Genomic DNA, 13078 nt, shown 5'->3' with positions numbered 1-13078 from the left:
CCGGATTTCTTCTGAATCCGGAAGTTTTTTATGGCTTGGCAATACGCTAAAGTGCGAATGATTTTGGTGTGAAATATTTGCTTTAGCTAATTTGCACCTGCGTAGTCTGGCTGAATTAATGGCTTGAGCATATTGGGTTGCTGCGGCTAGTGAAGAGAAGAGTTAACCGGCTTGGCTGATTTTTACCTGCTAGACTGCTGTTTTAGCCGGTTGTGGGGGATAGCTGTCCTGTCTGCTATAAGTATTCCAGATAACAATCTTATTAACTGGATAACAGCAGAATTGTTTACAGCCTTTGCTCGGTTTTTACTTGATATGCTGGGCTGTTCTGACTGTGGCGCTGGAAATTTTCAGTTAACTGTGCCGGTTTTCTTCAATCAAAGGGCTTGTGACGATATACAAGCTATTGTCTTTATTTTTTACTACTTATGGCAGAACAGTTTTGCTTGTACCGTGGAGGCTGTATAAAAATGCAGCTAATCTGGTGCAGGCTGTCATTATTGTGGGTGTTTACTCGCCGGATAGACAGAATAATGCTGCCAGAGGAGTATGTTTAAATGGTATGCTGATTGTTTTACTGGCAGATGTGTAAACGGGCAGGCTTAGGTGCTTGCAGGCAGCAGAACGCTGAGGTGAAACTACCTGCTGGAAGCTTCATTGATTTAATCCGGCTAGTATTATATATTTAATAATATTAATTTAACATTACATAAGAGTAGAAATGGTAAATAATGCCTGATACTGAGCAGGAACCAGCCAGAACGCAGACTGCGCTGGTTGTGGAAGGCGGAGGGATGCGCGCTGCATTCAGTAGCGGGGTTACTGATGCTTTTTTGCAGGCAGAATTTAATCCATTTACTTTGCTGGTTGGGGTGTCTTCCGGAGCCAGTACCATTGCCAGCTATCTGGCCGGACAAGAGGGGCGCAATCTGGCTGTTCTGCTGGATCAGTCGTGCCGGCCGGAATTTATTCGCTGGTCACGCTTTATCCGCGGTGGTGATCTGATGGATATCGACTGGTTATGGCGGGTTGTACAGCAGGAAAATCCGCTGGATTGTGAGCGCATGTTTGCACAGCAGCGTGATTTCCGCATTGTACTGAGTAATGCAGTTAGTGGTCGGCCACAATATGCTGTTGCCCAACCCGAATCTTTTCTGGACGTGTTGCGTGCTTCCAGCTCAATTCCTTTTATTATCCGCAAGCCAGTACAAATCGGTAGTGAAAGTTATTTTGACGGCGGCGTGGCAGATGCCTTACCGGTACAGTGGGCGCTGTCGCAGCCGAATATCGGCCGTGTGGTGGTTATTCGCACCCGTACGTATGATTATATTAAGAACGGTGGCCTGAGTGATGCTTTGCTGGCACGGCGCTTACCTGCCGGTGGATTTGCACAGGCGTTACGGCAGCGGGTAAAACATTATAATGCTACGCTGGCATGGATGCGGCAGCCTGAAAACTGTCGCTATATTATTGAAATTAATCCCCCAAATGATAGCAAAATGGCCGGACGCCTGTGTCGCGATGCCGGTCGTTTACGTTATAGTTATGCAGCGGGTCTGGAATGCGGCCGTGCCTTATTGCAGCAATGGCCGCAAAATTAAATGGTTTCTTCAGTCTTAATCGGTAGGATTAAGGGTAACGGTAATTTGGTGAAGTAATGAAAACAGATTCGGCTGTATCGAAAACACAGCATCTACTAAGTCTTTTTGTGGCGATTCTGGCGCTGGCCTTGGTTTTGCGTGGGCCTCTGACTGGTGTGGGGCCTTTGTTGCAGAATATTCAACTCCAGCTCCAGATTAGCAGTACGCTGGCCGGGCTGCTGACTACAGTACCGTTGCTGACATTTGGTCTGTTTTCTATTTTTATCCCCAGAATGGCAGCGCGGCTGGGCGCGGAGCAAATGATATTTTTTGCTTTGTGGGTTTTAACTCTGGGGCTGGTGCTGCGTTGTGGTGGGGGACTGTTTCTGCTGCTCACCGGTACGGCTTTGCTTAGCTGTGCCATTGCGGTGGGGAATGTGCTGATTCCCAGCATGGTAAAACAGTATTTTCCATTAAAAATGGGGCTGGTTACGGCATTATATGCACTGGTTATGAATATTGGCGGGGCGGCAGGCTCTGCTTTAAGCGCGCCACTGGCTCACGGTAATCTGTGGGGCTGGCGCGGTGCGCTGGTAATCTGGGTGCTGCCGGCACTGGTGGCAATGGTTATCTGGTGGCTGCCATTTAAGGCCGCCAATGCCATCCCCAGAGCGGCTGTCCGTTCGCGGCCGGTAACGATACATCTGTGGCGTAATCCGCTGGCCTGGCAGGTAACTCTGTTTATGGGGTTTCAGTCATTTCTATTTTATTCAACGGTTAGCTGGCTGCCGCAGATTGTGGCCAAAGCCGGGGTGTCTGCAACAGAAGCCGGTGGCTGGCTTGGATTGATGCAGTTGGTGATGGTACCAACTAATTTGCTGATACCGATTTATGCAGCCAGATTAAAACAGCAGCACTGGATTGGTGCGATGTGCGGGGTGGCGTTGATATTGTCGGTATTATTGCTGATGTCGCCGTGGCGCAGTTGCTATTTACCAGCGGTACTGCTGCTGGGGCTGGGAATCAGTGGGGCTTTCTGTCTGAGTATGATGTTTTTCAGTCTGCGCAGCGGTAGTGTTACTGAGGGAGTACTGTTATCCGGAATGGCACAAACCTGTGGTTATCTGTTTGCGTCGGTGGGGCCGGTATTAATGGGTGCTTTGCACGATATGATGCATTCTTGGTTTCCTGCATTATGGTTAATGCTGTTTGCCGCACTGGTGATTACTGTATCCGGCTGGAAAGCCGGTCAGGATCGTAAGCTGTCTGATTTTTAGAAATAATACAGATATCCACAGCTTTATCCACAGGGTTTTGTGGATAAGGCTGTTTGTCCACATACTGGGCAGTCCGGATTGGCCGCTAGCTGCAAACGTTGCCACTGAAAGCGATGAGCGTCAAAACAGTGTAACCAGCAGCCGAGAGGATGAATACCAGCGATTACCTGCAATGCTTCGCTTGCCTGTGCTGCGCCCATTATGCCCAGTAACGGAGCAAAAACGCCGTTTTTGGCACAACTGGCGCCTTCATCATTCATTTCTTCTTCAAACAGACACTGATAACAGGGGCCATGGCCGTCACGGAAATCATATACGGCCAATTGGCCGGCAAATACTAAGGCTGAGGCTGAAACCAGTGGTTTGCGCGCATTAAAGCAGGCCTGATTAATCAGCCGGCGGCTGGCAAAGTTGTCGGTACAATCCAGAATAATGTCGGCATGTTGCACCAGTTGTTGTAACAGGCTGGCATCTGCTCTGGCCACAACTGGCTGTAATTGAGCCTGCGGGTGATGTGCCTGTAGCTGCTGGCACAATACACGGGCTTTTGCCTCACCAATATCCCGATCATTAAACCAATACTGGCGTTGTAAATTGCTGATTTCGATGCTGTCGTTATCCACAACGGTGATGTGCCCTACTCCGCTGGACACCAGATACGTGAGTGCCGGATGTGCCAGACCGCCGGCACCAATCACCAGTGCCCGTGCGGTAAGAATGGCTTCCTGTCCGGCAATATCCAGTTTATCCAGTAAAATATGACGGCTGTAACGCAATAGTTGTTCATCAGTAATCATGGTAGCCTCTGGCGATTGAATGCAGTATCTGGGGGCATGAGTAGTCTGGTTGATTCTGCACTGCTATTATAATAGTTTGGTTTATTTCTCTGAATATTTATGCGCCATCCTGTCCGGCCGGCCGGCCGGTTTTTACATCGTCTGCGCGCCCATCTGTATCGTGGCGGTCTGATTGCCTATCCGGCGGAAGGCAGTTATGGACTTGGTTGCCTGCCCGATTATGCGCTGGCGCTGCGTAAGCTGATTGCGCTGAAGAAACGGCCGCAACATAAAGGTCTGATTGTTATTGCTGCTGATTTGGCGCAACTGCAACCTTTGCTGGCACCATTGTCTGCCACCGACGTGGCGGCCATCAGTCAGCAGTGGCCGGCTCCTAAAACCTTGCTGTTACCGGTACGGCAGCGGGTGTTGCCAGTGTTGCGCGGGCGTGGCCGGCAAACGCTGGCGGTACGCATTCCTGATCTGGCCACTGCGCGCTTTTTGTGCCGCGCTGTCGGTACGGCGCTGGTGTCGACTTCATGTAATCGAGCCGGCAAAAAAGCCTGTGGTACAGAACGAGAAGTCAGACGCCAGTTTGGACGTCAGGTGATGATTGTGGGTGGGCGCACTGGCGGGCGCAAACAACCCAGCCAGATTATTGACTGGGTATCTGGTAAGCGGCTGCGTTAGTTATTCCGGCTACCGGCTGATAGCTGAATATCTGTGCCGGTAGCTGCAACAGCAGAATGGGCATTGCTACTGCTATGGTTGTTCATGTCACGCAGGGTGCGACTTTAATGATTGCGGGCAACAACAAATTGGGCGAGCGCGCGCAGATGAGTTGCACGCTGGTCAAAATCAGCCAGCGCATCAATGGCTTTTTGTACCAGATTTTCGGCATACTGGCGTGCTGTAGCCAGTCCCATCAGGCTAACGTAGGTGGGTTTGTTGGCCTGAGCGTCTTTACCGGCGGTTTTGCCCAAGATGTCACTATCCTGCTCATAATCCAGTACATCATCAATAACCTGAAAGGCCAGCCCCAGATGGGTGGCATAGCTGTCGAGTGCTGTCAGTGCCTGCTGGTCGATGTCCTGACAGCAAAGACCGCCCAGTGTGACGGCTGCCCGAATCAGGGCACTGGTTTTCAACTGGTGCATGTGCTCAAGTTCGGTTTGGTTCAGGCTGAGACCCACATGAGCCAGATCAATGGCCTGTCCGCCAGCCATGCCAGTACAGCCAGCGGCCTGTGCCAGTGTCTGTATCATGCGTAGCTGGCGTGTGGCTTCGAGACTGGTTGGCCGGCTCAGCAGGCTGAAAGCCATGCTTTGCAGGGCGTCGCCAACCAGTAAGGCTGTTGCCGGTGTGTATTGTATGTGGCAGGCCGCTTTGCCGTGACGCAGGCTGTCGTTATCCATTTCCGGCATGTCGTCGTGCACGAGCGAATAAATATGAATGCATTCGACTGCGGCTAGAGCATAATCCACTGCTTCTGTAGTGGCAGTGCCCAGCTCGGCCGCAGCCAGTACCAGCATCGGGCGCAAACGTTTGCCGCCATCCAGTGTGGCATAGCGCATGGCTTCAATCAGTGGGGCGGGAAGCTGTGTGGCTGGTGGTAATAGCCGGGTTAAGGTTTGTTCGGTGTGTGTTTGTGCCTGTTTCTGCCAGCCGGTAAAATCACTCCTCTGCTTCAAGTTTCAGCTCCTTTAATTCACCGTGATCCAGTAGCTGTAGTTTTTGTTCTACTTCAGCCAGTTTCTGCTGGCAGTATTGCACCAGTTCCTGACCATATTCATAGGCTGCCAGTGATTCTTCTAAAGGCAAGTCGTTGTTTTGCATGGATTCGGTAATTTTTTCCAGTTGCTGGATGGCTTCTTCATAGCTTTTGGGCGTTATTTTCTTCATATCGTGGCTCTTTACGCGAATTGATGGCTATTGTAACACTGGCGTCGCTGCTGTTGCTGTGGATATCTGTGAGATGAAACGGTAGCTTCCCGGTTCTGGTAAGCTGCTGGCTGGTATGTTATCAGACTGTTACTGAGAAAATGGAGCTGGTGTCTAGATGAATGAGTATAAACATTAGGAATTCTAATGATACTTTTGTTAATGGTTTTTGGGTGTATAACTAAGTTGACACAGATGTTTTCTTTAAAAGCTTTATTTGTTTAAGTTATTTATTTTACTTAATTAATATTTTGTTTTTTTGAATATTAATAGTTTTGTTATAAATACTATTGTAATATTGAATTTTATTTAAATGTAATTAATTTTCAAATGCTGATTGCGGATCTGATGCTGGTAGAACTATCATCAGGCCTGATCGATAAAAGCGGGTAAAATTTGGTTTTTACGAATTATGTTAAAAGCATAAATTTAGCCCGATGGTCTGGATTGCGGGCATATCTGCTTGTGTACGTAGTCATTTTATTGATGATGTTTGGTTGATTATTTGTTTGGCATTGTATAAATTTTTGTTTACTATTATGAATAGTATCAGATAAGAAGAGTTTTTACTGTTTATTTATCTGGTTTTAAAGCATAATATTGTTTAAAGCATAATTATATTGTGCTAACTTTGAGTGATAGTTTTATTAAAAAATTAAAACATGGAATTATTTAATGTGTATGTTTTAATACTTGATATATGGAGAACAGGAAAACCAGAGGGGAAGTAATGGTGAACTATTTGTACTGGCATGGCTGTATGGATGCACAATGGTAGTTCCAGTGTAAAATTTGAAATGCTGTAAATTTGTTTATTATCGAAATAATGGGTGGTTTTTCAATCTTTTTTACAGGTTACTTGGGTAGTTTCTTTGGTTTAAGTAGGCGTTATGGGTAAACATATTTTTTATGAGGAGTCAGGTCAGTTTAAAGTAGCGGAGGTGGTACAGGAAAATGATGCTACTTTTCTGGTTAATACGCAGCACGGTAAACGGGCAAAAATCAAGGCCAATCATGTGTTTCTGGCATTTGATAGCGATGCTGCGCAGTTTTTACAGCAGGCCGCCGATGCTGCCGCCGGTATTGATATCAGCCTACTGTGGGAAGCGGTGGGTAGTGAGGCTGAATTTACCGCAGCCAGTGCAGCTACGGAATATTTTGGCAGCAACAGCGGGAATGTTGAGCTGGCAGCCACATTAATGGCTCTGTATGCAGCACCTATGTATTTTTACAAGAAAAATAAAGGGGTATTTAAGGCTGCACCGGCAGAGACCTTACAGCAGGCTCTGGCGGCGATTGAACGGCGCAAACAGCAGGAAGCGCAAATGAATAGCTGGATACAGGAGTTGCTGGCTGGCAGTCTGCCTGCCGCCATTGCTGCTGATGCTAAGATGATTCTGCATGCGCCAGACAAACAGAGCCAGAGTTACAAGGCGGTGATAAAAGCTGCTGAACAGAAAAAAACATCACGCTTTGCCCTGCTCCAGAGTGTTGGCGCTGTGCCGCCCCTGCCTGAGTATTTTCTTGATGGTTTTTTACTGACCCAGTTTCCTAAGGGTGTGGACTGTGGCGATTATGCTGTGCCGATTATCCACAACCTGTCTGCTGCTGATACAGCAGTGCAGGCATTTTCTATTGATGATATTGACACCAATGAGGTGGATGATGCGTTTAGCGTGCGTGATTTGCCCAATGGTAACAAACTGGTTGGTATTCATATTGCCGCTCCTGCTCTGGCCATTACTGCTGAATCTCCGCTGGAAAAACTGATATTTGAACGCCAGAGTACGGTATATTATCCCGGTGGCAAAATCACGATGCTGCCGGATAATTGGATAGCTGCTTTCAGTCTAGATGAAGGAGCTGCACGGCCGGCAGTCAGTCTGTATGCTGAAGTTAATCCGCAGTTTGAGATTGTGCAGTGTGAATCGCGGATTGAATCGGTTTATATAGACTGTAATTTACGCATTGAAAATATTGAGCAGGCATTTCAGCCCCAGCACACGCGCGGTGATACCGAAGTTTTTGCTCATCAGCATGAAATGAACTGGTTGTATGATTTTGCCATAGCCAGAATGCAGGCACGGGGTAAATATGACCCGGAACGTTTACCTCAATACGATTACGGGATTAAGCTGGAAACCGAGAATAAAGTACGCATCAGTGTACGGGAACGTGGTGCCCCGATTGATACGCTGGTCAGTGAACTGATGATTTTTGCCAACAGTACTTGGGCGCGCATGCTGGATGAGGCGGGTATGGCTGGTCTGTTCCGGGTGCAGCCAACTGGCAGGGTGCGTATGAGTACCCAGTCTGAGCCACATATTGGTTTGGGGCTGAAACATTATGCCTGGTTTACTTCCCCATTACGGCGTGCTACTGATTATATTAATCAGAAGCAATTAATCAGTTTACTTGATCCGGACGCCCCATCCCGCTTTGAACCACAGGATGCCATGCTGTTTGCGGTGCTGCGCGATTTTGAATCGGCTTATGCTGCTTATAATGATTTCCAGCGTCATATGGAAGCGTACTGGAGCCTGATATATATCCAGCAGGAACAATTGCAGGAACTGACTGCCCAGTTAATACGTGATGATTTGGTTCGCATTGAGGGGCTGCCTCTGGTTAGCCGTGTCACTGGCGTGCCAATTGATGCTCTGCCCAAATGCCAGATGAAGGTAGCGATAACTGGAATTGATCTGGAGCAGGTAAATGTCGGACTCAACTATGTCAATGTTCTGGTGCCGGTTGCCGGTGTCTGATTGTGTGGGTGAATTATTAAGCAAGATTTTATGATTGGCGGCTGGCTGGTCAGAATTTGATGCGTTGTTTTGCTGGCCGGATAAATATCCTGTTGTATCCTTTGTGTTGTTTGTCTGTGTATAAGTAAGTTGGCCGATTGCCCGTGTTGCTACATTTAGAAATAAGTTTCGCTTAAAACCTTGTTTTTATACATGCAGCCCATATATGGGTTGCATTTCTATTATCCGGTTTTGCTTTTCAGGCAGCCTGCTGTACAGGAACAGGTTGCCTGCAAACATTTGGAATAAAATTATGACTGAAGTAGATTTTTATGAAGTGCTGGGTGTAACCCGTACTGCAGGGGATGAGGAAATCAAAAAAGCTTATCGTAAGCTGGCCATGAAATACCATCCCGACCGTAATCAGGGCGATAAGGGCGCTGAAGAGAAATTCAAGGAAATACAGCGTGCTTATGAAGTATTGTCTGATGCGCAAAAACGTGCTGCGTATGATCAGTTTGGCCACGCCGGCGTAGATGGCAATATGGGTGCTGGTGGCGGTGGTTTTTCCGGCGGTTTTGATTTTGGCGATATTTTCAGCCAGATGTTTGGTGGCAGTGCTGGCGGACGGCAGCAGAATCATCAGGGGGCTGATTTACAGTATCATGTGGAAATCAGTCTGGAAGAAGCGGCTCGCGGTATCAAGAAAAAAATCACTATTCCTACGCATGAAGAATGTGATGTCTGTCATGGCAGTGGTGCCAAGGCAGGTACTTCTGCTACTACCTGTAGCATGTGTGGCGGTAGCGGGGTGGTGCATGTACGGCAGGCCATTTTCCAGTTGCAGCAAACCTGTCCTACCTGTCGCGGCAGTGGCAAGCAGATTAAAGACCCGTGTGTTAAATGCCACGGCGAAGGGCTGGTAAAAACACGCAAGACAGTTGAGGTTTCCATTCCGGCCGGCATTGATGATGGCCAGCGTATCCGGCTGAGTGGTGAAGGTGAGCCGGGTAAGCATGGTGCACCGGCCGGTGATTTGTATGTGATGGTGAATGTACGTCCGCATCAGGTATTTGAGCGTGACGGCATGGATTTGCACTGTGAATTGCCCATCAGCTTTACCACAGCAGCACTTGGCGGTGAGGTTGAAGTGCCAACGCTGGATGGTAAGGTAAAACTGAATATTCCGAAAGAAACGCAGACCGGCCGCCGCATGCGCGTGCGGGGTAAAGGAATTAAATCCGTGCGTTCGGCTGCGGTAGGCGATTTATATTGTCACATTGTGGTGGAAACTCCGGTGAATCTGACCGAGCGTCAGCGCGAACTGCTGGAAGAGTTTGAGAAAATCTCTACTGGTATGGATCGGTCGCAAACGCCGCGCCAGAAATCTTTCATGGATAAGCTGCGCGACCTGTTTGAATAAGCAATTAAAACACAATAGTTCAGGTGTGTTTATTCCTGATATGTGAATTATTAATGCTGGTGATGCGGTGTAAGTCCCGCTGATTGTAGATAATCAGCGGGATTTTGTTATGCACAAAAAGACATAAGCAGTTTAATGCTCAAGCTTGATGGTGCTGGCCACAGAGGATGGTTTGTCGCTTTATTGTTGAGGAAAAGGGTAAGTCGAAGTTTGGACTGTTTAAAGTTTGCTAAATACGCAGAATGTGGCTGGTATGAAATAGCAAAGCTATTTAAGCTGCAATCTACTGATGGGCTAGCCCGATATCGCTTGGGAAATAAATTATCGCTCCTCTACCCGAGTGGTACAGGAGCGATGTGAATGGTTTGGCACAATGGATAATTTATTGTGGACAAATTTAATGTGTTTGGCTGAATAAAATTCAGCATGTATGCTTAATCCCTTATAAAACAATGGATATAGCGTAGATGGTGCTGTTTATTTTGTTGCTTATCTGTGGATAAAGCTGTGGATAAATTATCAATCAAACTGGTAGCTCAGGCCAGCTCGGTGCGTAATTGTGCCGCCAGTTGTGCCAGTTCTGCCTGATCAGCAGCCACGCTTTCGTGTTTTCCCAATTCATGAATATGGCCGGGAATTAAATGGATATGATAATGAAATACAGATTGGCCAGCCTGCTCACCAGATAGCTGTAACTGCACAACACCATCGCGGTGTAAAACTTTACGTTGTGCACCAATGATTTTCTTGGCTGCACTGAATACCGCAACAAGATAGTCTTGCGGCATATCGGTTAACTCGACTGCTTCGCATTTCGGAATCACCAGCACGTGGCCACGTGCCTGTGGCATCACGTCCATAAAGGCCAGTGTCTGTGCGTCTTCATAGACTTTATGGCAGGGAATTTCGCCGCGGATAATTCGCGCAAATATATTGTTACGGTCATATTGTTGCATTGTCTGTCTCCTCTCAGGCCTGTTTGCTTACTAGCTGTTGCCTGAGCAACGGTTTAAGAAATAATGGTTAGCTTGCTTTTGGCAAATACGGTATCCAGCTCTTTAATCCCCTGTTTGCCGAAATTAATAGTCAGACGTGCGCCTTCAGCCTTGTGGGTAGCGTCTATAATCACGCCAGTACCAAAACGTTCATGGTGAACATTCTGTCCGAGCTGGAACCCGTCAAAATCAGTACTGGCTGGTGTTTCTGCCAGTTTGCTGCGACTGTGAAACGGATTGGTGCGCTGTGTCGTCTGTTGTCTGCTTACCAGAGCGTTTTTATGTGCTGACAGATATTGCAGCACTACCTCAGGTATTTCATCCACAAAGCGTGACGGCAAGGCAAAGTGAGTTTGCCCGTGTAACAGGCGCTGTTCCGCCATAGTTAAATACAGGCGTTTGCGTGCTCTGGTAATGGCTACATACATCAGGCGGCGTTCTTCTTCCAGCCCGTCCCGCTCTGCCATGCTGTATTCACTCGGGAACAAACCTTCTTCCAGACCCGTGAGAAATACACCATCGAATTCCAGCCCTTTGGCCGCATGCACTGTCATTAACTGCAAGGCATCTTCGCCCTGCCCGGCCTGATGCTCACCTGCTTCCAGTGAGGCTGTACTTAAAAAGGACAGTACGGCGAATAACGGATCGTTTTCATCATATTCTGGCTCAATATCAAAACCGGATTCCTGTGGTTTGAATGCCACGGCAGCATTCAGTAATTCTTCCAGATTATTGATACGCTCCTGCTGCTCACCTTTCTGGGTGCGGTAATATTCCATCAGGCCACTATCATAAATGGCTGCGGCCATCAGCTCCGGCAGGGAAACTTGCGCAGCCTGTGCCTGCAAATTTTCAATCAGGTGCACAAAAGCGGCAATTTTACTGTTCTTGGCGGCCAGACTGGTGGCGGCCTGCCACAGCGAAATACTGGTTTCATTGGCTGCCGCCTGTATATTTTCAATGCTGCGTGCGCCGATACCGCGTGCGGGTACATTGATTACCCGCAATAATGCATTATCATCATTGGGATTGACCGCCAGCCGCAGATAAGCCAGTGCATGCTTGATTTCCTGACGCTCATAAAAGCGTAAACCGCCGTAAATTTTATAGGGTATGCCGGCACGAAATAGCGCCTGTTCCAGCACGCGGGATTGAGCATTACTGCGATAAAGCACCGCCATCTGCATGTAATCCAGCCCTTCACGGTGTAAAGCCTTGACTTCATCAACCACAAACTGGGCTTCTTCTATATCATTGATTGCCTGCAGCACGCGGATTTTTTCACCGCTACCCGCTTCTGTGTGCAGATTTTTGCCCAGACGGCTGGCATTATGTGCAATCACGGCATTGGCTGCGGTAAGGATATTGCCTACGGAACGGTAATTCTGTTCCAGCCGGATGGGTTCGCTTACACCGAATTCGTGTAAAAAACGCGTCATATTCGCGACTTCGGCGCCGCGAAAGCGGTAAATACTCTGGTCATCGTCACCGACGGCAAAAACTGCTGCGTGTTCTCCGGCAAGCAGTTTCAACCAGGCATACTGTAATTTGTTTGTATCCTGAAATTCATCAATCAGAACATGATTAAAACGATTTTGGTAATGGCTGCGCAGTACTTCATTGCTTTGCAGAATTTCATAACTGCGCAACATCAGCTCAGCAAAATCCACCACACCTTCATTCTGGCACAGGCTATCGTAAGCAGCATAGCATTCAATCATCAGCCGTTGATGCGGGTCGTGTGCCGTCAAACGGGAAGCACGCAGGCCATTTTCTTTTTGCGCATTAATAAATCCCTGCAAACTGCGCGGTGCAATTACTTCATCGGCAATATTCAGTTGTTTGAGCAAACGCTTTACTACAGCCAGTTGGTCGCCAATATCAAGTATCTGGAATGTTTTCGGCAAGCCGGCTTCCTGATAGTGCAGGCGCAAAAAGCGATGGCACAGGCCATGAAAAGTACCCAGCCACATTGCGCGTACTGAAAATGGCAATAGCGCACTCAGGCGCAATTGCATTTCCTTGGCCGCTTTATTGGTAAAGGTCACGGCCAGAATGCTGTGTACACTGGCCTGACCAGTCTGCAACAACCAGGCAATACGGGTGGTTAAAACTCGGGTTTTACCACTTCCAGCCCCTGCTAGCACCAGCGCAGGTTGCGCAGGCCAAGTTACGGCTGATAATTGTTCACTATTAAGGCCGGCCAGCAGGCCAGCAGAAGATAAAATTTCCATAGTGCTTATTGTAGCTGATTAAGGCCGAAAAAGCGCTGTGAAAAATATGCCTATAGCCTAGGGTGTGAATATTTAAATAACTGAATAATAACGCTTACTCTGCTGTTT

General features: G+C 47.9%; 11 protein-coding genes. 6 read left to right on the top strand and 5 right to left on the bottom strand.

Annotation, left to right across the window (positions count from 1 at the left end):
- Nucleotides 1-442: 442 nt before the first annotated feature.
- The 3 genes from MJ764_RS06130 (at nucleotide 443) to MJ764_RS06120 (ending at nucleotide 2857) form a co-directional block, all read left to right on the top strand.
- Nucleotides 443-592, top strand: coding sequence for a hypothetical protein (locus MJ764_RS06130; protein WP_174827964.1), 150 nt, complete (start codon nucleotides 443-445; stop codon nucleotides 590-592).
- Nucleotides 593-731: 139 nt separating this feature from the next.
- Nucleotides 732-1601, top strand: coding sequence for a patatin-like phospholipase family protein (locus tag MJ764_RS06125; RefSeq protein WP_239325584.1), 870 nt, complete (start codon nucleotides 732-734; stop codon nucleotides 1599-1601).
- A gap of 56 nt (nucleotides 1602-1657) precedes the next feature.
- Nucleotides 1658-2857, top strand: a complete 1200-nt coding sequence (locus MJ764_RS06120; protein WP_239325582.1) for a CynX/NimT family MFS transporter — start codon at nucleotides 1658-1660, stop codon at nucleotides 2855-2857.
- Nucleotides 2858-2880: 23 nt separating this feature from the next.
- On the opposite strand, the gene MJ764_RS06115 is transcribed toward MJ764_RS06120, so the two are convergent.
- A complete protein-coding gene (locus MJ764_RS06115; RefSeq protein WP_239325580.1) occupies nucleotides 2881-3654 on the bottom strand; it encodes a HesA/MoeB/ThiF family protein in 774 nt (257 codons plus the stop codon).
- A 99-nt stretch (nucleotides 3655-3753) separates the two neighbouring features.
- Between MJ764_RS06115 and MJ764_RS06110 the strand changes: the two genes are divergently transcribed.
- Entirely contained in the window at nucleotides 3754-4323 is a 570-nt protein-coding gene (locus MJ764_RS06110; RefSeq protein ID WP_239325578.1) for an L-threonylcarbamoyladenylate synthase, read from the top strand.
- A 104-nt stretch (nucleotides 4324-4427) separates the two neighbouring features.
- Here the strand turns inward: MJ764_RS06110 and MJ764_RS06105 are convergent, their stop codons facing one another.
- Together MJ764_RS06105 and MJ764_RS06100 are read right to left on the bottom strand one after the other, a co-directional pair.
- Complete coding sequence (locus tag MJ764_RS06105) at nucleotides 4428-5324, bottom strand: polyprenyl synthetase family protein (RefSeq protein ID WP_239325576.1); 897 nt, start codon at nucleotides 5322-5324, stop codon at nucleotides 4428-4430.
- Complete coding sequence (locus tag MJ764_RS06100) at nucleotides 5308-5535, bottom strand: exodeoxyribonuclease VII small subunit (RefSeq protein WP_100091087.1); 228 nt, start codon at nucleotides 5533-5535, stop codon at nucleotides 5308-5310. Before MJ764_RS06100 ends, MJ764_RS06105 begins: the two co-directional genes overlap by 17 nt.
- Nucleotides 5536-6464: 929 nt before the next feature.
- Between MJ764_RS06100 and MJ764_RS06095 the strand changes: the two genes are divergently transcribed.
- Both MJ764_RS06095 and dnaJ read left to right on the top strand, forming a co-directional pair.
- Entirely contained in the window at nucleotides 6465-8339 is a 1875-nt protein-coding gene (locus tag MJ764_RS06095) for a ribonuclease catalytic domain-containing protein (protein WP_239325574.1), read from the top strand.
- A 292-nt stretch (nucleotides 8340-8631) separates the two neighbouring features.
- Nucleotides 8632-9741: a molecular chaperone DnaJ gene (gene dnaJ / locus MJ764_RS06090; protein WP_239325572.1), complete on the top strand. Its 1110-nt coding sequence runs from the start codon at nucleotides 8632-8634 to the stop codon at nucleotides 9739-9741.
- Between the two features lie 536 nt (nucleotides 9742-10277).
- Here dnaJ and MJ764_RS06085 read toward each other — a convergent pair.
- Nucleotides 10278-10697, bottom strand: a complete 420-nt coding sequence (locus tag MJ764_RS06085) for an HIT family protein (RefSeq protein WP_239325571.1) — start codon at nucleotides 10695-10697, stop codon at nucleotides 10278-10280.
- Between the two features lie 53 nt (nucleotides 10698-10750).
- Nucleotides 10751-12970, bottom strand: coding sequence for a UvrD-helicase domain-containing protein (locus MJ764_RS06080; RefSeq protein ID WP_239325569.1), 2220 nt, complete (start codon nucleotides 12968-12970; stop codon nucleotides 10751-10753).
- Between the last annotated feature and the right edge of the window lie 108 nt (nucleotides 12971-13078).

This window comes from Snodgrassella gandavensis, assembly GCF_914768025.1.
Lineage (GTDB): Bacteria > Pseudomonadota > Gammaproteobacteria > Burkholderiales > Neisseriaceae > Snodgrassella > Snodgrassella gandavensis.
The sequence above is the reverse complement of the archived record's forward strand: the minus strand, read 5'-3'. Positions and strand labels throughout refer to the sequence as shown.

Excerpts from the sequence above, each read along its gene's own strand:
- dnaJ (WP_239325572.1), top strand. The coding sequence starts at position 8,632 with ATGACTGAAGTAGATTTTTATGAAGTGCTGGGTGTAACCCGTACTGCA.
- MJ764_RS06085 (WP_239325571.1), bottom strand. The coding sequence starts at position 10,697 with ATGCAACAATATGACCGTAACAATATATTTGCGCGAATTATCCGCGGC.
- MJ764_RS06110 (WP_239325578.1), top strand. The coding sequence starts at position 3,754 with ATGCGCCATCCTGTCCGGCCGGCCGGCCGGTTTTTACATCGTCTGCGC.
- MJ764_RS06100 (WP_100091087.1), bottom strand. The coding sequence starts at position 5,535 with ATGAAGAAAATAACGCCCAAAAGCTATGAAGAAGCCATCCAGCAACTG.
- MJ764_RS06120 (WP_239325582.1), top strand. The coding sequence starts at position 1,658 with ATGAAAACAGATTCGGCTGTATCGAAAACACAGCATCTACTAAGTCTT.
- MJ764_RS06095 (WP_239325574.1), top strand. The coding sequence starts at position 6,465 with ATGGGTAAACATATTTTTTATGAGGAGTCAGGTCAGTTTAAAGTAGCG.
- MJ764_RS06125 (WP_239325584.1), top strand. The coding sequence starts at position 732 with ATGCCTGATACTGAGCAGGAACCAGCCAGAACGCAGACTGCGCTGGTT.
- MJ764_RS06115 (WP_239325580.1), bottom strand. The coding sequence starts at position 3,654 with ATGATTACTGATGAACAACTATTGCGTTACAGCCGTCATATTTTACTG.
- MJ764_RS06080 (WP_239325569.1), bottom strand. The coding sequence starts at position 12,970 with ATGGAAATTTTATCTTCTGCTGGCCTGCTGGCCGGCCTTAATAGTGAA.